At 64.5% G+C, this 17,998-nt stretch carries 16 protein-coding genes; all 16 read right to left on the bottom strand.

What is annotated here, in order from left to right; translation table 11 throughout:
• Positions 1–22: 22 nt before the first annotated feature.
• Positions 23–1,885, bottom strand: coding sequence for a DEAD/DEAH box helicase (locus EOE18_RS01295; protein WP_127705395.1), 1,863 nt, complete (start codon positions 1,883–1,885; stop codon positions 23–25).
• A 238-nt stretch (positions 1,886–2,123) separates the two neighbouring features.
• Positions 2,124–3,140 carry an adenosine deaminase gene (locus EOE18_RS01290; RefSeq protein ID WP_127705393.1) on the bottom strand — a complete coding sequence of 339 codons (1,017 nt, stop codon included), beginning with the start codon at positions 3,138–3,140 and terminating at the stop codon, positions 2,124–2,126.
• Positions 3,141–3,149: 9 nt separating this feature from the next.
• The gene (gene guaD / locus EOE18_RS01285) at positions 3,150–4,430 is read right to left on the bottom strand and encodes a guanine deaminase (RefSeq protein ID WP_127705391.1); all 1,281 of its coding nucleotides are present in this window, start codon (positions 4,428–4,430) and stop codon (positions 3,150–3,152) included.
• Positions 4,427–5,356, bottom strand: a complete 930-nt coding sequence (xdhC, locus tag EOE18_RS01280; protein WP_127705389.1) for a xanthine dehydrogenase accessory protein XdhC — start codon at positions 5,354–5,356, stop codon at positions 4,427–4,429. Before xdhC ends, guaD begins: the two co-directional genes overlap by 4 nt.
• The gene (gene xdhB, locus EOE18_RS01275; RefSeq protein WP_127705387.1) at positions 5,353–7,638 is read right to left on the bottom strand and encodes a xanthine dehydrogenase molybdopterin binding subunit; all 2,286 of its coding nucleotides are present in this window, start codon (positions 7,636–7,638) and stop codon (positions 5,353–5,355) included. Before xdhB ends, xdhC begins: the two co-directional genes overlap by 4 nt.
• Positions 7,631–9,046 (bottom strand): xanthine dehydrogenase small subunit, encoded by a 1,416-nt coding sequence (gene xdhA, locus EOE18_RS01270; RefSeq protein WP_127705385.1) that lies wholly within the window; start codon positions 9,044–9,046, stop codon positions 7,631–7,633. Before xdhA ends, xdhB begins: the two co-directional genes overlap by 8 nt.
• Before the next feature lies 1 nt (position 9,047).
• Positions 9,048–9,389, bottom strand: coding sequence for a hydroxyisourate hydrolase (uraH, locus tag EOE18_RS01265; protein WP_127705383.1), 342 nt, complete (start codon positions 9,387–9,389; stop codon positions 9,048–9,050).
• The gene (gene uraD, locus EOE18_RS01260) at positions 9,386–9,826 is read right to left on the bottom strand and encodes a 2-oxo-4-hydroxy-4-carboxy-5-ureidoimidazoline decarboxylase (RefSeq protein ID WP_127705381.1); all 441 of its coding nucleotides are present in this window, start codon (positions 9,824–9,826) and stop codon (positions 9,386–9,388) included. The genes uraH and uraD overlap by 4 nt, the downstream gene beginning before the upstream one ends.
• Positions 9,823–10,203 carry an oxalurate catabolism protein HpxZ gene (gene hpxZ, locus EOE18_RS01255; protein WP_127705379.1) on the bottom strand — a complete coding sequence of 127 codons (381 nt, stop codon included), beginning with the start codon at positions 10,201–10,203 and terminating at the stop codon, positions 9,823–9,825. Before hpxZ ends, uraD begins: the two co-directional genes overlap by 4 nt.
• Positions 10,200–11,081: an allantoinase PuuE gene (gene puuE, locus EOE18_RS01250; protein ID WP_127705377.1), complete on the bottom strand. Its 882-nt coding sequence runs from the start codon at positions 11,079–11,081 to the stop codon at positions 10,200–10,202. The genes hpxZ and puuE overlap by 4 nt, the downstream gene beginning before the upstream one ends.
• On the bottom strand, positions 11,078–12,316 hold the full coding sequence (locus EOE18_RS01245) for a pyridoxal-phosphate-dependent aminotransferase family protein (RefSeq protein ID WP_127705375.1): 1,239 nt from the start codon (positions 12,314–12,316) through the stop codon (positions 11,078–11,080). The genes puuE and EOE18_RS01245 overlap by 4 nt, the downstream gene beginning before the upstream one ends.
• Positions 12,309–13,535 carry an allantoate amidohydrolase gene (locus EOE18_RS01240; RefSeq protein WP_127705373.1) on the bottom strand — a complete coding sequence of 409 codons (1,227 nt, stop codon included), beginning with the start codon at positions 13,533–13,535 and terminating at the stop codon, positions 12,309–12,311. Before EOE18_RS01240 ends, EOE18_RS01245 begins: the two co-directional genes overlap by 8 nt.
• Positions 13,529–15,109 (bottom strand): gamma-glutamyltransferase family protein, encoded by a 1,581-nt coding sequence (locus EOE18_RS01235; protein ID WP_164852624.1) that lies wholly within the window; start codon positions 15,107–15,109, stop codon positions 13,529–13,531. The genes EOE18_RS01240 and EOE18_RS01235 overlap by 7 nt, the downstream gene beginning before the upstream one ends.
• Positions 15,106–16,431, bottom strand: coding sequence for an NCS2 family permease (locus EOE18_RS01230; RefSeq protein WP_127705371.1), 1,326 nt, complete (start codon positions 16,429–16,431; stop codon positions 15,106–15,108). The genes EOE18_RS01235 and EOE18_RS01230 overlap by 4 nt, the downstream gene beginning before the upstream one ends.
• On the bottom strand, positions 16,428–17,738 hold the full coding sequence (locus EOE18_RS01225) for an AtzE family amidohydrolase (protein WP_127705369.1): 1,311 nt from the start codon (positions 17,736–17,738) through the stop codon (positions 16,428–16,430). Before EOE18_RS01225 ends, EOE18_RS01230 begins: the two co-directional genes overlap by 4 nt.
• Positions 17,735–17,917: a hypothetical protein gene (locus EOE18_RS01220; RefSeq protein WP_127705367.1), complete on the bottom strand. Its 183-nt coding sequence runs from the start codon at positions 17,915–17,917 to the stop codon at positions 17,735–17,737. The genes EOE18_RS01225 and EOE18_RS01220 overlap by 4 nt, the downstream gene beginning before the upstream one ends.
• Positions 17,918–17,998 lie beyond the last annotated feature (81 nt).

The raw sequence follows: 17,998 nt of genomic DNA, 5'->3' as shown, positions 1-17,998 counted from the left end.
TGTTTCAGCCTAAAGCTTTGGCTTAGCCACGCGGGCCGCGCGGGCCTTTGCCAAAGGGCTTCTTGCCGAAGGGCTTTCCACCTTCGCGGCCGCCTTCACGCGGGCCTTTGCCAAAGGGCTTGCCACCGTCACGGGGCGCGCCCTGACCGCCTTCGCGGCGATGCAGCGTGCCGCCCGGCCCCTTGCGATGCGGGCGGGCATTGTCACCGCGCGCATTGTCGCGGGCCGCCTCGCGGGGGCCATCGGCGCTGGGGGTGATGGCAATACCGCTTTCATCATCGGCATCGGGATTGGCGGTGCGGATCACAGAAGCGGCGAACTTGTCGGCAACGCCCGAGGGGATCTGAACGAAGGTTTCGTTCATGCCGATACGGATCGCGCCGATTTCGCCACGGGTGACATGGCCACGGCGACACAGCAAAGGCAGCACCCAGCGCGGATCGGCGTTCTGGCGGCGGCCAATGTCCATGCGGAACCACTGGCAATCGTCGAAACCGGGGCGGTGATGGGCGCGCTCGATCGTGTCGGGGGCGGAGGAGACCAGTTCCTCGGGCTGGGGCAGGGCGGCGCGATAGGAACGCACCAGCGCCAGAGCCAGTTCTTCGGGGCTGCGCTGGGCCAGCAATTCGCGGGCAATCGCCAGATCGCTGCTGGCGCTTTCGTCGACGGCTTCTTCTTCCACTTCGACCGGCGCCAACAGGCGAGCCAGCAGACGTTCGCGGTCCTGTTCGCGGATGGCTTCGGGGGTGGGCGCGCCCATCCATTCGGCCTCGATCCGCGCACCGCGCAGCATCATTTCCACGCGGCGACGGCGCGGGAAGGGCACGATCAGCACGGCGGTGCCCTTCTTGCCCGCACGGCCGGTGCGGCCCGAACGGTGCTGAAGCGTTTCGGCGTCACGCGGAATTTCCACATGCACCACCAGCGTCAGGCTGGGCAGGTCGATACCGCGGGCGGCCACGTCGGTGGCCACGCAAACGCGGGCGCGGCGGTCGCGCAGGGCCTGAAGGGCGTTGTTGCGCTCGTTCTGGCTATGCTCGCCCGACAGGGCCACAGCGGCAAAGCCGCGTTCCACCAGCGTGGCATGCAGATGGCGCACATTGTCACGCGTGGCGCAGAACAGGATCGCGGTTTCCGCTTCGTGGAAGCGCAAAAGGTTAATCACCGCATGTTCGATATCGGCGGGGGCCACGGTCATCGCCTGATAGGCAATATCGCCATGGCCACGGTTTTCGCCCACGGTCGAAATGCGCAAGGCATCGCGCTGATACTGGCGGGCCAGCGCCACAATCGGCTTGGGCATGGTGGCCGAGAACAGCAAAGTGCGACGGGTTTCGGGCGTGGCTTCCAGAATTTCTTCCAGATCCTCGCGGAAGCCCATGTCGAGCATTTCGTCGGCTTCGTCCAGCACGATGGCGCGCAAGGACGACAGGTCGATCGCGCCGCGTTCCAGATGGTCGCGCAGACGGCCGGGCGTACCCACCACGATATGCGCGCCATAATTGAGCTGGCGACGCTCCTTCACAGGGTCCATGCCGCCCACGCAGGTGGTGATGCGTGCGCCGGTCTTGGCATAGAGCCAGACCAGTTCGCGGCTGACCTGCAGGGCCAGTTCGCGCGTGGGGGCGATAACCAGAGCCAGCGGGGCGCCGGCAGGGGCAAGGCGTTCTTCGCCAGCCAGCAGATCGGGCGCCATGGCCAGACCAAAGCCAACGGTCTTGCCCGAGCCGGTTTGTGCCGACACTACAAGGTCACGGCCTTGTGCTTCTTCGGCAATCACGGCGGATTGCACAGCGGTCAGCGAGGTGTAGCCCTGTTCGGCAATCGCGGCGGCGATGGGGGCAGGCAAATGGGTGGGGAGCGATTCAACAGTAGGATTCGTCATCAATACTCACAATTCCTGCCCCCGGTAGGGCAGTTTCAAAAGGGATGAGCGGTAATGCACGCTATGGTAGCGCTGCCCCCCGTTCACGGGAGGCGCTCGGTGGAGGGGCGCCCGGTGGTATAGGCTGCACAGCGTGCAGCGCGCCCCTCTTGGCCCTTCGTGAGGCGGCCCTTACAGGCAAAAGGAGGTTTTGGCTCCCCCCTTTTGCAAAAAAATCTGTCCCGAAAGGGGGAAAGCTTTATCCTGCGGCTTTTACATAGCTGTCAAGCGCGGAAATATGGGCTGCTTTTTCCGCCTCCGACAGGAAGGAACCGGTAAAACTGTTGCGCGCCAATTGGGCGATCTGGCCGCGCGAAAGCCCGCGCGCCTTGGCCACGGCGCGATAGTTTTCCGCCACATAGCCGCCAAAATAGGCCGGGTCATCCGAATTGATCGTGGCGGCAAGGCCAGCCTCCAGCATGGCGTCGATGGGGTGCTGCGCCAGATCCTTCACCACGCATAGCTTGAGGTTGGACAGCGGGCAGACCGTCAGTGTCATCTGCTCTTCCGCCAGCCTTTGCACCAAAGCGGCATCCTCCATGGCGCGATTGCCATGGTCGAGTCGGTCAACCTTGAGCAGGTCGAGCGCTTCCCACACATAAGCAGGCGGGCCTTCCTCGCCCGCATGGGCCACGCGTTTCAACCCCGCCTCGCCAGCAGCCGCGAACACGCGGGCGAATTTGGCGGGCGGGTGGCCCATTTCGGAGGAATCCAGACCAACCCCCGCGATCCGGTCCAGCCATTTTTCGGCCTGTTTGAACGTGGCCAGCGCGGCCTCCTCATCCAGATGGCGCAGGAAGCACAGGATCAGCTTGGAGGTAACGCCCGCCTGCTCCGCCTCGGCCATGCCGGAGAGCAAGCCTTCCATCACCACATCAAACGGGATGCCGCGATCGGTATGGGTTTGAGGATCGAAAAAGATTTCGGCGTGGCGCACATTGTCGGCTGCCGCACGGGCGAAATAGGCCGAGGCCAGATCGCGGAAATCTTCCGCCTCGCGCAGCACTTGCGCGCCCGCGTAATAGATATCCAGAAAGTCCTGTAGATTGGAGAATTGATAGGCCGCGCGCACATCCTCGACGCTGGCAAAGGGGATGTCCACCTTGTTGCGGCGGGCCAGCGCGAACATCAGTTCCGGCTCCAGACTGCCTTCAATATGCAGATGGAGTTCCGCCTTGGGCAGGCCGGTGATGAAGCTGTCGAGGTCTTTGCTCATGGCTCTATCCTAACGCGAATGGCGGCGGATGCCAGCGATATAGGTGGCGGCCACACAGCGGTCATCGCCCAGAATTTGCAAGGCAAATAGGCGTTCGCGCAAGGACGCCCCCGCGCAGCGCCGCGCCAGCAGCGGGGTAGCCGCGCAGTCCAGCACCAGAAAATCGGCCTCCTGCCCCACTTGCAGCGCGCCTACCTTATCCGCGAAGCCAAGGGCCTTGGCCCCCGCCACCGTGGCCAGATAGAGCGCGCGGAAGGGATCGAGCACGCTCCCTCGCATCTGGCAGACCTTATAGGCCTCGCCTTGGGTGGCCAGCATGGAGAAGCTGGTGCCCGCGCCGACATCCGTGCCTAGGCCTACATTCACGCCATGCCGGTCGGCCAGCGCCAGATCGAACAGGCCCGAGCCCAGAAACAGATTGCTGGTGGGGCAGCAGGAGATCGACGCGCCCGCCTGCGCCATGCGCCCCATGGCGCGATCGCTCATATGGATCGCATGGGCAAACAGGCTGCGCTTTCCCACCAGACCGAAGCGGTCATAGGCGTCCAGATAATCCAGCGCATCGGGGAATCGTTCCATGACTGCCGCGCATTCGCCGGTGTTTTCGGCCAGATGGGTGTGCAGCATGGCATCGGGGTGGGCGGCCAGCAATTCCCCCGCCACCGCCATTTGCGCGTCCGATGATGTCAGTGCGAAACGCGGCGTCACCGCATAGCCCAGCCTGCCCCGCCCGCGCCAACGCGCGATCAGCGCCTCGCTCTGCGCCCGCCCGCTTTCGGGCGTATCGCGCAAGCTCTCCGGACCCAGATCCATCAGCACCTTGCCCGATGTGATCCGCATGCCGCGTTCCAGCGCGGCCTCGAACAAGGCGTCCACGCTGCCTTCATGCACGGTGGCGAAAACCAGCGCGGATGTGGTGCCATTACGCAGTAATTCGTCGAGGAAGAAGGCGGCCACGTCATCAGCATGGGCGCGGCTCGCAAAGGCGGCCTCGGCGGGGAAAATATGCTGTTCCAGCCATTGCAGCAATTGCTGGCCATGGGCGGCAATGCGCTCGGTTTGCGGATAATGGATATGGGTGTCGATAAAGCCGGGCACGATCAAGCCGTCGATCAGCTCCACCGGCACATCGGCAAAGCGCGGCGCCAGATCTTCATAGGCGCCCAGAGCCAAGACCAGACCATCCTCTACCACCAGCAAGCCATCGGGATAATGCTGGACGGCGTCAGGCGTGGTGGCCGGATCTTGCGGTACGCTCAGGATTTCGCCGCGAAAGGCTGAGATGGTCATGCGGCTTGCTCCACCGTGGCGATGTTGACCAGAGGCGGCAGGGCCAGCATTTGCGCCAGCACTGCCACGGCAATCACATCGGGCAATTTACGCGCGCCTTCCGGCCCCGTAAGACCGGGCAGGCCGATGGGGCAGGTGAGGCGGGCAGGATCGATCCCTTCGCCGCGCAAGCGGTTGAGGAAACGCGCGCGTTTGGTGTCCGACCCGATCAGCCCGACAAAGCGCGCAGGGCTGCGCAGCGCAGCGGCGGTCAGCCGATAGTCCAGCGCATGGTCATGGGTAAGGATCAGCACCGCATGGGCCTCGCTGGCGCTGGCCGCGCAGGCGACCAGTTCCTCCTCGCTCGCGATCACCAGCCCGTCTGTGTCATGGTCGGGACGCGGATCATACCAGCCCAAGGTGAAAGGCAGGCCCGCCATGCGTGAGGCAATCGCCCGTCCGATATGGCCCCCGCCAAACAGCAGCAGCGGCAGATGCGGCACATCCTGCGGCTCGGCAAAGGCGGTGCCAATGGCGGGTAGGGGGCCACGTGCGGGCATCGATGGGGCTTGGCTAAAACCCAAAGGCTGACGGGCGATATGGCTTTCTTGCAAAACGCTTAGCGTGGGTTGGTCAAACCATGTGGCATCGGCCAGATGTTCCACCATAAGCCGCACCCGTCCGCCGCAACATTGGCCCAGCAAAGGCCCCAAGGGATAATCCTGCACCCGCCATGTGCCTGCCGGATGGGCCAGAATGGCGCGGGCTTGTGCCACCGCCTGATATTCCAGCTTGCCCCCGCCAATCGTGCCCGCCATCGCGCTGGCGGTGATGGCCATGCGCGCACCGGCCCCGCGCGGGGCGGAACCCTCGCTGGCCAGCACGCTGACTAGCGCGACCGGTTCGCGGCCCAGCGCCGCTCGGGCCAAATCCCGCCAATTGCTCATCGCGTCACCAATTCGGCAATGGCGTTCAAAATCCGCTCCGGCGTGGCGGGCGCGTCCAGTTTCGGCAGGCCCTTATCCGGCGCAAAGGCGCGCAAAGCCTCGGTTAGCGCGCTGAACACGCTGATGCCCAGCATGAAGGGCGGCTCGCCCACGGCTTTGGAACGATGGATGGTCGGCTCCACATTCTCGCCTGCTTGCCAAAGCTCGATATTCATCTGCGCAGGCCGGTCGCTGGCGGTGGGGATTTTATAGGTGCTGGGCGCGTGGGTCAGCAGGCGCCCGTCGGGGTGGAACACCAGTTCTTCCGTGGTCAGCCAGCCCACGCCTTGCACAAAGCCGCCCTCCACCTGCCCCAGATCAATCGCTGGATTGAGCGAGCGGCCAGCATCATGCAGAATATCGGTGCGTAACACTTTATGCTCGCCGGTCAGCCTATCCACCACCACCTCGCTACAGGCCGCGCCATAGGCGAAATAGTAGAAGGGGCGCCCCTGATGGGCGGCGCGGTCATAGTGAATATCGGGCGTGGCATAAAAGCCGCTGGCCCATAGCTGCACCCGCGCCATATAGGCCATGCGCGCCAGAGCGGCAAAGGGCAGGGTGCTATCCCCCGCCACCACGCCTTCGGGAGTGAAGCGCACATCCGCCGCTGTCACGCCATTCTGCGCGGCCATAAAATTGGCCAGCCTTTCGCGGATTTCCATCGCCGCATGATAGGCGGCCATGCCGTTCAAGTCGCTGCCCGATGAGGCCGCGGTCGCGCTGGTGTTGGGCACCTTGTCGGTGCGGGTGGGGGTGATGCGGATGCGGCTCAAAGGCACGGCAAACACATCGGCCACCACTTGGGCGACCTTGGTATAGAGGCCCTGACCCATCTCGATCCCGCCATGGTTCAACTGGATCGAACCATCGGCATAGACCAGCACCAAAGCGCCCGCCTGATTGAGATGGGTGGCGGTAAAGCTGATGCCGAATTTGACCGGCGTGATGGCAATGCCTTTTTTCAGCACTTTATGCTGCGCGTTAAACGCGGCCACATCTGCGCGGCGGCCCTCGTAATCGCAGGATGCCGCCAGCTCGGCCAGCAATTGCGGGGCCACATTGTCGGCCACCTGCATGCCATAGGGGGTAATGTCGCGCTCCGGCCCATAGAGATTGGCGCGGCGCACCGCCAAGGGATCGCGCCCCACGGCGGCGGCCACATCATCCATGATCCGCTCGATAGCGATCATCCCCTGCGGCCCGCCAAAGCCGCGAAAGGCGGTGTTGGACACGGTGTTGGTGCGGCAGCGATGGCTGATGATTTCCACCGCAGGCAGGAAATAGGCATTGTCCGCATGGAACATGGCGCGATCATTGATCGAGGCGGAAAGATCCGCGCTGATCCCGCAGCGCGAGGCCAGATCGAGCTTCAGCCCTTGCAGGCGTCCTTCCCCGTCAAAGCCGACATCATAGGTGATGGCGAAATCATGACGCTTGCCGGTCAGTACCATGTCATCATCGCGGTCATAGCGCAGGCGGGCAGGTTGGCCGGTCAATTGCGCCACCATGGCGCAGGCGGCGGCGGGCGCCGTGGCCTGCGTTTCCTTGCCGCCAAAGCCGCCGCCCAGACGCCGCGCTTCCACGGTTACGTCGGCAGATGGCTTGCCCAGCAGATGGGCGACCAGATGCTGCACTTCGGATGGATGCTGGGTGGAGGACCAGACATGCACCTGACCATCCTCCAGCGGCATGGCCTGCGCGATTTGCCCTTCCAGATAGAAATGCTCCTGCCCGCCAATCTCCAGAGTGCCGGTCAGGCGGTGCGGGGCAGCGGCAAGGGCTGCATCGGCATCGCCGCGCGCCATGCGCTGGCTGGGCTCGATAAAGCTTTGCGCTGTCATTGCATCGGCTACGGAGAGCAGGGCAGGGAGTTCCTCGTAGTCCACCTTGGCCAGACGCGCCGCGCGGCGGGCGGCCATATGGCTGCGCGCGGCGACCAGAAACAGCGGCTGGCCGTGGAACAGCACTTCATCATGCGCCAGCAAAGGCTCGTCATGGCGCAAGGGGCCGACATTGTTTTCCCCCGGCACATCTTGCGCGGTGAACACAGCCACCACATCAGGCGCGGCACGCACGGCGGACAGGTCCATCGCCAGGATCCGCGCATGGGTCTTACCCGACAGCCCAAAGGCCAGATGCAGCAGGCCCGCAGGTTGGGGCAGGTCGTCAATATAGGCTGCCTGTCCGGTGACATGCAGGCGGGCGCTGTCATGGGTATGGGGTACTTGCACCTCAGCCATGGGTTGCCTCTTTGTTGAGATGGGGCAAAACGCTCACCGCCTCGCCCTGCTGTGCCAGCCATAGGCGGCGCAGCAGATTGCCCGCGACGGTTAACCGATAGGCCGAAGATCCGCGCACATCGCTCAAAGGTTGGTAATCCAGCGCCAGGGCAGGGATGGCCGCCTCGATGCTGGACTCGGCCCAGACCTGTCCGGTCAGCGCGGCTTCGGTGGCAAGGGCGCGTTTGGGCGTGCCCGCCATGCCGCCAAAGGCGATGCGGGCGGATTGAATGATGCCATCGGCAAGGCGCAAATGGATCGCGCCGCAGACGGCGGAAATGTCGCTGTCAAACCGTTTGGACAGTTTGGTGATCTGGATCACGGCATCGGACGCAGGACGGGGGATGAAGATGCTTTCGACAAATTCGCCTTCGCGCCGGTCCTGCTTGCCATAGGTGATGAAGAAATCCTCCAGCGGGATGGTCCGCCTTTCATCGCCGCGTCGCAGGGTCAGCTGCGCGCCCAAGGCGATGAGCGCGGGGGGCATATCGCCAATCGGTGATCCATTGGCGATATTGCCGCCAATCGTGCCCGCATTGCGCACCGGCGTTCCGGCAATGCGCCGCACCAATTCGCCCAGATCGGGATGCAGCCGCGCCAAAGCATCCCAGCCCGCCGAATAGCTGACGCCGGCGCCCAAGGTTACGCCCTCGGCCTTCTCCTCTATCCCGCGTAAATCCGCCACATCGCCAAGGAAGATCACATGGCCCAGATCGCGCATCTGTTTGGTGACCCACAGGCCAACATCGGTAGCCCCTGCCACGATCCTTGCCTCGGGCTGTTCCAGCAGAAGCGCGGCCAGTTCATCGCTGCTGCGCGGGGCGTGCCAGTTGGCGCCCTTGCCGATGGGGGCGAGGCTAAGCAAAGCCGCCAAACTCTCGCTATCATCGCGCGGGGTGGGGGCGCAGGCCTGAGCGCTCTCCAGAATCGGGCCATAGCCGGTGCAACGGCACAGATTGCCCGACAGCACATCGGCTACGTCGCGCCCCACCGTGCCCAGACCACAACGCGCGCGGCCTTCCAGACTCATGACAAAACCGGGCGTGCAAAATCCGCATTGGCTGCCGTGGCGCGCCACCATCTCGGCCTGCACGGGGGAGAGATGCTCGGGCGTGCCCAGACTTTCCACCGTAGCCAGCGCCTTGCCATCCAGCATGGGCGCCAGCATGATACAGGCATTGACCGCGCGCCATGCAACATGGTCGCCCTCGGCCTCGCCCAGCAGCACGGTGCAGGCGCCGCAATCGCCCTCGCCACAGCCTTCCTTGGTGCCGCGCCGCCCCAACCTTTCACGGATGACATGCAGCGCGGTTTCCTGCGCGCCGACTTCCATCTCGTGCCTTTGCCCATCGAGCAGAAAACGGATCATCTCAGCTCCCGCGATAGGTGGAATAGGAAAAGGGCGAGACCAGCAGCGGCACATGGTAATGTCCACTGGACCCAAGGCCAAATTCGATGCTCACCAAATCCAGAAACGGCGGATCGGGCAGGGTGACCCCGCGGGCGCGAAAATAATCCGCCACACCAAAGCTCAACCGATAGGCGCCCGCGGGCAGGGCGGGGATACCCGCCAGCAGATCGGGCGCGCGGCCATCGCCATTGGTGGTGACGCTGGCGCTGATCCCGTCGGGGCCGGTCAGCGTCACGCTGATACCAGCGGCGGGCACGCCATGCATCGTGTCCAGCACATGGGTCGATAGGGTCGCGCTCACGCCAGATCCTCCAGCCTCAGCTTGGTTAACTTGCCGATCTCGGCCAGCGCGGTGGCGATTTCGACCTCGGTATCGTTGCCCGCCCGCGCTTCCATTGCGGCCAGAATGCCCGCCTTGTCGGTCAGGCGTACACAGATGATGAAAGGCATGTCATGCGCGGCGCGATAGGCGGCATTGAGCGCGTGGAAACGGTCAAACTCCTCTTGCGTCAGCCGGTCCAGCCCGGCGCTGGCCTGTTCGGCGGCGCTGGCCTGCGTCAAAGTGCCATCCACCGCGGCCTTGCCCGCCAGTTCGGGATGGGCGCGGATCAGGGCGAGCTGTTCATCCCGCGTGGCGGCATAGACCACCGCCATCAGATCGGCATGACGGTCGCCGCTGGATGGCGCGGCATCGGCGCGTGCCTCCACCCATGGGCTATGTTCAAACAGGGCGGTCAATGGCTGGCTCCTTCCAGACTGACATGGGCGGAAACGACCTTCCAGCCATCGGCAAATTTGACCCAAGCCTGCGTCTGCCGCCCGCGCTGGCTGCTGCCCTCGCGGAAGAATTCGGCATCGGCGGTGGCAAAGGCATTGCCATAGGTGACGATGGACACCCGCCCCAAGCGACGTTGCGGCGATCCGCCGCGTCCTTTGCGAAACTCGCGGATTGCCTCGATGCCATACAGCACTTCGCCCACGCCATAGCGGTTGGTGGTGGGCGCATCATGGAACAGGGCGTCCATCGCGGGAATGTCATCCGCCATCAGCGCGGCTTCATAGGCCTCAAAAGCGGCGGTCACTTCGGCCAGCGGGGCGGGGTCGTTGATCTTCATGCCGGAGTTTGCTCCATCCAGTGACGGGCAATGTCGATGCGGCGGGTGATCCAGCCTTGGCCGCTGGCCAGCACATGGTCGATAAAACGCGCCACTGCCCGCGTGCGGCCCGGACGCCCTGCGATGCGGCCATGCAGGCCAATGCTCATCATCCGCCCGCCTTCTTCGGCCAATTGGTCGAATGTGTCGCGCAGATAGCGGAAGAATTGCTCGCCTTCTGTAAAACCGTTCAAGGCCACCATTTTCATGTCATTGGCATCAAGGCTGTAGGGCACGATGAGCTGTGCTTTCCCATGCTGCCGGTCCCAATAGGGCAAGTCATCGGCATAGGAATCGGCATCATAGATAAAGCCACCTTCCTGCGCCACAAGGCGGGCGGTGTTCGGGCTGGTGCGGCCCTGATACCAGCCAAGTGGGCGGGTGCCGGTCAGCGTGGTGTGGATTTCGATCGCCTTGGCAATATGCTCGGCCTCCACCTCTTCGGGGATGTATTGGTAATCGATCCAGCGGTAGCCGTGGGTCGCCACTTCCCAATCGGCCTTCAACATGGCCTCCACCGCATCGGGATTTTGTTCCATCGCGGCGGCCACGCCGAACACGGTGACGGGCAAGCCTCTTTCGGTGAACAATCGGTGCAGGCGCCAGAAACCGGCGCGGCTGCCATATTCATACAGGCTTTCCATCGCCATGGCGCGGGCGGGATGGCGGGCCGCGCCGACCATATCCGACAGGAAACCTTCGGATAGCTCATCGCCATAGAGCGGGCTGTTTTCTGCCCCCTCTTCATAATTGATGACGAAATTGACCGCGACCTTCGCGCCATCGGGCCAATGGGCCGCAGGCGGGTTTGCGCCATAGCCGATGAGGTCGCGGCTCACAGCGTTGCCTCCCAAGCTGCCAGCGCCGCCGGCACCGCCGCGCCCAAGGGCAGGCTAACGCCCTCTGCCACAAGACAGGCCTCCAGCGCGCCCAAAGTCAGCAGCACCTTATGCTTCATCGCATTATAGCCCATCGCGCCAAGCCGCCAGATCTTGCCCACCAAGGGGCCGAAAGCGGTGCCGATCTCGATCTCGAAATGCTCGCGCATGGCGCGGCGCACAGCCTCGCCATCGACGCCAGAGGGGATATAGACGCCGGTCACATTGGTCATGCGATGGGCGTCATCGCCAAACAGCGTTAGGCCCATGGCGCGCAAGCCAGCGCTCATCGCCGCGCCCGCCTTGCGGTGGCGCAGGAAACGTGCCTCCAGCCCTTCGCCCAAGGCCACACGCGCGCATTCCCGCGCGCCATAGAGCATGGAGGTGGCTTCTGTATGGTGGTTGAGGCGCTTTTCGCTCCAGTAATCCATAATCATGGCCAGATCGAAATAGTTGGAGGGTATGCGCGGCCCCTGGCCATCCACCGCGTCCGCCGCGCGTATGCCCTTTTCATCATGGCGGCGGGTGAAAATATGCGCCGCCGCTGCGTCCGAAATGGTGATAGGCGCAATGCCCGAAGGCCCGCCCAAGCATTTCTGCAAACCGGCGGTGATGACATCCACGCCCCAGCGGTCAGCCGCAATCTCCATCCCGCCCAACGTGGCGGTCGCATCGACATAGGTCAGTGCGCCCACTTCAGCAGCAATCGCGCCAATCCTGTCCAGCGGTTGGGCCATGGTGGTCGACGTATCGCCATGCACGCTGCAAATCAGGCGGGGTTGAACGCGCAAGGCGGCCTCGCGGATCGCCTCCATCGGCACCACCTCGCCCCAAGGCGCGTCCACGGTTTCGAATTTTGCACCAATGCGCGTCAGGATCTCCTGCAACAGCAGCCCAAACCGCCCGAAATTGACCACCAGCGCGGTTTCGCCCGGCTGGATCAGGCTGACCAGCGCGGCCTCGATTCCCGCCCGCGCGGTGCCATCCACCAGCATAGTCCACCGGTTTTGCGTACCGAACACGGGGCGATAGAGCGCCATGACCTGATTCATATAGGCGGTCATTTCGGGGTCAAACTGGCCCAGCAGATCCGCGCTCATCGCCCGCAAGACACGGGGATGGGCATTGACCGGCCCCGGCCCCATCAGCAGGCGCTGGGGCGGGTCGATCTCGCCAAACAGCAATGGATCAAGCATAGTCTGCTCCCAATTTCTCGATAAAGCCCAGCATGACGGCCAAGGCCGCCTCGGCATCGGCGGGCTCGACATGTTCGGCGGGATTGTGGCTGATGCCATGGCGGCAACGGATGAACAGCATGGCGGTAGGGGCAAGCGCCGAAATCACCATCGCATCATGGCCCGCGCCGGAGACGAGGCGGAAGGGGGGATGGCCATTGTCCACCAGCGCTTGTTCCAGCCTGTCCATCAGGGCCGGAGCGCATGGGGAAGCGGGCAGATCGTGGATGGGCGTGATGGTGCAGGTCAGTCCGCGATTTTCGGCGATTTGGTTGAAGGCTTGCAGCATCGCCTCTGCGGCTCGATCGCGCCGCGCTGCATCACCCGAACGCACGTCCAGCGTGAAGCGCACCTCGCCGCAGATGACATTGGCAGCGCCCGGCAAGGCCTCGATCTTGCCCACCGTAGCCACCAGATCGCTGGCATCGGCGCGGGCGATGCTTTCGGCCGCCAGCACCATGTCCGCCGCCCCTGCCAAGGCATCGCGGCGCAAGGGCATCGAACTGGTGCCAGCATGGCCCGCCAGACCCTTCACCACCACGCCATAGCGCAATTGCGCGGCAATGCCGGTGACCACGCCCAGCGCAAGCCCCTCGGCCTCCAGCACTGGCCCCTGCTCGATATGGGCCTCCAGATAGGCCAGCGCCCCGCCGTGCCGCGCCTGTGCCAAGCCTTCGGGGGATAGGCCGAATTCCGCCAAAGCCTGTGCCAAAGTCACCCCTTGCGGATCGGCCATCTCCGGCACGTCGTGCAGCACGCCCGCCACCGCCTTGCTGGTCAGCATGGCGGCGGGAAAGCGGCTGCCTTCTTCATCACCAAAGGCATAGATTTCGATCGGGAAGGGCATGCGCCGCCCCTGCGCCGCCAGCGCGGCCACGCATTCCACGCCCAGCATGATCCCCAAAGGCCCGTCATAGAGCCCCGCATCGCGCACACTGTCGAGATGGCTGCCGATAATCAGCGGTGGCAGATCGCTTGTGCCTTCATAGCGGCCCACCAGATTGGCGGCGGCATCCTTGCGCGGGGTAAGGCCAGCTTCCACCATCCATGCTGCCAATTGCTCCTGCGCCGCGCGATAGGCAGGGGTCAGCCATGCGCGATAGAGCCCGCCTTCCATATCGGAGAAGGGGGCTACGCCCAAAGCCTTGCAGCGTTCGACCGCTCTGGTGCCGCTTACCATCCGGCGGCCTCCCCGTCGCTGCGCGGGTCAGAGGCGCCTTGGAAGCTGCCGTCAGACTGGCGCAGCACGGCGCCGGCATGGCCCATCATCGCGGTGATCGGGCCGACCCTTTCCACGTCATGCCCCGCCTCGGCCAATTGTGCATAGAGTTCGGGCGCGAAACCATCCTCGATTTTCAGCGTGGTGGATTGATCGCCCCAAGTGCGGCCCAGCAGCCAGCGCGGCGCATTGATCGCTTCCTGCAAATCCGCTCCATGGACAGCATAGCGGCTGAACAGAGCCGCCTGTGTCTGTGGCTGGCCCTCGCCGCCCATCGTGCCATAGGCCAGCACCCGCCCGTCGTTGAAACAGGCCAGCGCGGGGTTGAGCGTGTGGAAAGGCTTGCGATAGGGGCGCAAGGCGTTCCAGCCCTTTTCAGCCAGACGGAAAGACGCGCCCCGGTTCTGCCATGTCAGGCCCGATTGGGGCAGGACAAGGCCGGAGCCAAATTCGAAATAGGTGCTCTGGATACAGGAGACGACCTGCCCCTTGCTATCGGCCGCGCCAAACCAGCAGGTGTCGCCCCATTGGGGGGCTTGCGGCCATGGCAGGGCCTTGGCCGGATCGATGGCCGCCGCCATGGCGTCCAGCGCCGCGCAATCATCCAGCAGGCTTTGCGCGGAAACCTGCATCAGCGCCGGATCGCCGCAATGGCGGTCGCGCCAGAGGAAGGCCTGTTTGGTGGCCTCCACCAATCCGTGCACATGATCAAAGCCATCCATCGCGCCGCGGGGCAGACGATCAGCAAGCGCAAGGATCAACAGCGAGGCAATGCCCTGCGTGGGCGGCGCGCTGTTGTAAAGCTTGCCCAGACTGGTGCCCACATGCAGCGGCGCGGGGCGGGTGGCGCGGTGCAGGGCCAGATCCTCCGCGCTGACCGGACTGCCCAGCGTGGCAAGATCCTGCGCGATGCTTTGCGCCAGCGGGCCTTGGTAGAAACTGCCCAAGCCATCGCGCACAAGGGCGCGCAAGGTTTGCGCAAGCGCGGGTTGGCGCAGGGTATCACCCTGCGCCAAGGCTCGGCCATCGGGTTCGAAAATATCGGCATAGGCGCCGGGCTGGATGCGCAATTCCGCGCCCTTGGCGGCGGCGATCTCTGCCCCGCCCTTGGTCACCGCCACGCCGCTTTCGGCATAGGCGATGGCATCGCGCAGCAGGCGTTCGAGCGGCAATGTGCCAGCATCGCTCTCCAGCGCCGCTTCCCATGCCGACACCGTGCCCGCCACCGTATTGGCCGCCAAGGGCCCACGCCATGGCACCGCCTCCAGCCCATTATAAAGCGCCAGATCGGCCTTGCCCGCCGCCCCGCCGCAACCATGCACGGAATGGATGCGGCCATCACCCTCGCGGATCAGCCAGAAGCCATCGCCGCCCAGCCCCGTCATATGCGGATAGACCACCGCCAGCGTGGCCGCCACCGCCACACAGGCCTCCACCGCGCTGCCGCCATCTGCCAGCACATCGCGGCCAGCGCGGGCGGCCAGCGCATGGGGCGCGCTGACCATGCCGTTGAGGGAGCGGGCGGTTTCCATCATGCCGCCCCCGACAGCCAGACAAAGCGCGCCACAAACAGGCCCGCCAGCACCAGCAGCAGCCAGTCCTTACGCGAAAGCTCACGCCGCACAGCTTTGAGCAGCGCATGGGCGGTGATGCCAAAAGCCAGACCATTGGCGATGGAGAAGGTGAGCGGAATGGCTGCCACGGTCAGGAAGGCAGGCAGCGCCACTTCGGGCAGTTCCCAGTCAATATCGCGCAAAGGTGCCATCATCAGTGCACCCACCAGAATGAGCGCAGGGGCGGTGGCCGCCGCTGGCACCAATTGCGCATAGGGCGCGACAAACATGGCCAGCAGGAACAGAATGCCGGTGATAATCGCGGTCAAGCCGGTGCGCCCGCCCGCCTCCACGCCCGCGGCGCTTTCCACATAGGAGGTGACCGTGCTGGTCCCCGCCATAGCGCCCGCCATCGTGGCGACAGAGTCAGCCACCAGCATGCGGTTGAGGCCGGGTATATTGCCATCTTCCTCCATCAGGCCTGCGCGGCGGGTCACGGCCATCAAGGTACCCAGATTATCAAACAGGTCGACAAACAGGAACACGAACAGGATTTCAAACACGCCCAGCCCGTGACGGCCATCGGTGCCGAACACACCGGCCAGATCCATCTTGAACGCCGTCTCGGTCAGCGCCGAGAGCGTGTAGGGTTCCGCCTTGAAACTGGCCGCGCCGGACATCCATGCGATCAAAGTGGTGAGCGTAATGCCGATCAGAATGGCGGCATGCACGCGCCAGACATGCAGCACCGCGACAATCACCAGACCGATGATGGCAAGGATCGGCCCGCTGTCATGCAGATTGCCCAAAGCCACGCCGGTGGCTGGGCTGGGCACCACGATGCCGGCATTTTTCAGCCCGATGAAGCCGATGAACAGGCCGATGCCCGCTGCCACCGCCGCGAACAGATGGGGTGGAATGGCCGCCACAATCATCTGGCGAATGCCCGCCAGCGTCAGCAGCAGGAAGATCACGCCTGACACAAACACACAGCCCAAGGCCACCGGCCAGGGCACATGCATCGCCTGCACCACGGTAAAGCTGAAATAGGCATTGAGCCCCATGCCCGGCGCCAGCGCCAAGGGCACATTGGCAATCGTGCCCATCAGGATACTGGCAAAGCCCGCCGCAAAGCAGGTGGAGGCCGCCACCGCCGCCAAGGGCATGCCCGCCGCGCCCAGAATGCTGGGGTTGACGAGGATGATATAGGCCATGGTGAGGAAAGTGGTGGCGCCAGCCAGCGCTTCGGTGCGCAGGTTGGTGCCCCTTTCGGCAAAGGCGAAATGGCGGGCTAGGAAGCTCATGGGGCGGGGTCCTGTTGGGGCGGGGATGGAATGGGGCGGGTGCCGGTGATGCCATGGGCGTGGAGATGGACGGCCACGTGCAACAGGCGCGCCTCGGCCCAGGCGGGCGCGATCATCTGCACGCCAATCGGCAAAGGCGTATCGCAAAGCGCGGGCACCGACAGGGCGGGCAGGCCGATAAAGCTGATCGGTTGGCAATACATGCCCAGATTGGCGCGCACGGGCACTTGCTGGCCGTCAATCTCCACGGTGGGCACGCCGATTTGCGGCGCGCTGCAGGGCGTGGCGGGGGAGAGCAAGAGGTCGAATTGAGCGAAGGCCGCGCGGGCCTGGTCGGCAAAGATCCGGCGCACACGGCGCGCGGCCAGATGTAGATCGGCGGGCATGAGCAATCCTGCCAGCATCCGGTCGCGCACGGCGGGGTCAAAATCCAGCGGGCGGGCGCGCAGATTGGCGGCATGCAGGCTGCCCCCTTCCATCGCGGTCATGCAGAAGGCAGCCGAGCGGGCTTGGGATGCGCCATCGAGCAGGGCGGGCGCGATGGTGCAGCCCAGTTCGGCCAGGCCTTGGGCCACATGGGCAACGGCTTCATGCGCCTCTGCCGCCGCGCCTTGCGCAAAAAATCCGCCCAGCACGCCCACGCGCAACGGGGGAAGAGGTGCGTGCAGCGCAGGGCTGACCGGCTCGGCGCGGGCTTTGCTGCAAACCGGATCGCGGCTGTCCGGCCCCAGCATCGCGTCATAGGCCTTGGCCATCAGCGCCGGATCGCGGGTGAACAGGCCCGCATGGTCCAGACTATGCACAAAGGGAAAGACGCCCGCGCGCGACAGGCGGCCGAATGTGGGCTTTAATCCATAGATACCGCAAAGCGAGGCAGGCACGCGGATCGAGCCATTGGTGTCCGACCCCAGCGCCACATCCACCAGCCCTGCAGCCACCGCCGCTGCCGATCCGCCCGATGATCCGCCCGCCAGGCGCGAGGGGTCATGCGGGTTGCGCGTGGGACCGTAATGGGCGTTTTCTGTGGCAAAACCATAGGCATATTCGTCCATATTGGTCATGCCGACCAGCACGCTACCCGCCGCTTTCAGCCGCGCGACCAGCGTGGCATCCTGCGTGGCGGGGGGCAGAGTGTCGCGGTTGATGGTGGAGCCGGCCAGCGTGATATGGCCCGCCACATCGAACAGATCCTTGGCCGCAAAAGTGGTGCCCGACAGCGGACCTTCGCCCTCCGCCACAGGCGTTTCCAGCACAGTGGTAAAGCAGTTCAGATCGGCCCTTGCCTCGATCCTCTGGCGATGGCTCATGGCGTGATCATCTCCGCCGGATCACTGGCCGGATTATCCAGCAGGTGCAGATTGGCCCCATGTTGGCGCAGCAGGGCCAGATTAGCGATGATGCCCGCGCGGCATTCTTCCGGCGGGTTCAAACCGGCAAAGGCCAGCACAATGTCCAGCGTGGCATCATCCACCGGTTGATCGGTCATGGCTTTCCCCCTGTTTGCGCCCCCGCCCAAGGGGTGGCCCGTATTGCCTTGGGGCGGGTTTGCAAGAAAGCGCAGAATTTC

Origin of the sequence: Novosphingobium umbonatum (assembly GCF_004005905.1) — a bacterium.
Lineage (GTDB): Bacteria > Pseudomonadota > Alphaproteobacteria > Sphingomonadales > Sphingomonadaceae > Novosphingobium > Novosphingobium umbonatum.
This window is presented reverse-complemented; position numbering and strand designations above follow the sequence as displayed.

What these genes read in the sequence shown, in the direction of transcription:
- hpxZ (WP_127705379.1), bottom strand. Translation starts at nt 10,203, where the DNA reads ATGAAGATCAACGACCCCGCCCCGCTGGCCGAAGTGACCGCCGCTTTT.
- guaD (WP_127705391.1), bottom strand. Translation starts at nt 4,430, where the DNA reads ATGACCATCTCAGCCTTTCGCGGCGAAATCCTGAGCGTACCGCAAGAT.
- xdhC (WP_127705389.1), bottom strand. Translation starts at nt 5,356, where the DNA reads ATGAGCAATTGGCGGGATTTGGCCCGAGCGGCGCTGGGCCGCGAACCG.
- EOE18_RS01225 (WP_127705369.1), bottom strand. Translation starts at nt 17,738, where the DNA reads ATGAGCCATCGCCAGAGGATCGAGGCAAGGGCCGATCTGAACTGCTTT.
- EOE18_RS01230 (WP_127705371.1), bottom strand. Translation starts at nt 16,431, where the DNA reads ATGAGCTTCCTAGCCCGCCATTTCGCCTTTGCCGAAAGGGGCACCAAC.
- EOE18_RS01220 (WP_127705367.1), bottom strand. Translation starts at nt 17,917, where the DNA reads ATGACCGATCAACCGGTGGATGATGCCACGCTGGACATTGTGCTGGCC.
- EOE18_RS01235 (WP_164852624.1), bottom strand. Translation starts at nt 15,109, where the DNA reads ATGATGGAAACCGCCCGCTCCCTCAACGGCATGGTCAGCGCGCCCCAT.
- EOE18_RS01245 (WP_127705375.1), bottom strand. Translation starts at nt 12,316, where the DNA reads ATGCTTGATCCATTGCTGTTTGGCGAGATCGACCCGCCCCAGCGCCTG.
- EOE18_RS01295 (WP_127705395.1), bottom strand. Translation starts at nt 1,885, where the DNA reads ATGACGAATCCTACTGTTGAATCGCTCCCCACCCATTTGCCTGCCCCC.
- EOE18_RS01240 (WP_127705373.1), bottom strand. Translation starts at nt 13,535, where the DNA reads ATGGTAAGCGGCACCAGAGCGGTCGAACGCTGCAAGGCTTTGGGCGTA.
- xdhA (WP_127705385.1), bottom strand. Translation starts at nt 9,046, where the DNA reads ATGATCCGTTTTCTGCTCGATGGGCAAAGGCACGAGATGGAAGTCGGC.
- EOE18_RS01290 (WP_127705393.1), bottom strand. Translation starts at nt 3,140, where the DNA reads ATGAGCAAAGACCTCGACAGCTTCATCACCGGCCTGCCCAAGGCGGAA.
- xdhB (WP_127705387.1), bottom strand. Translation starts at nt 7,638, where the DNA reads ATGGCTGAGGTGCAAGTACCCCATACCCATGACAGCGCCCGCCTGCAT.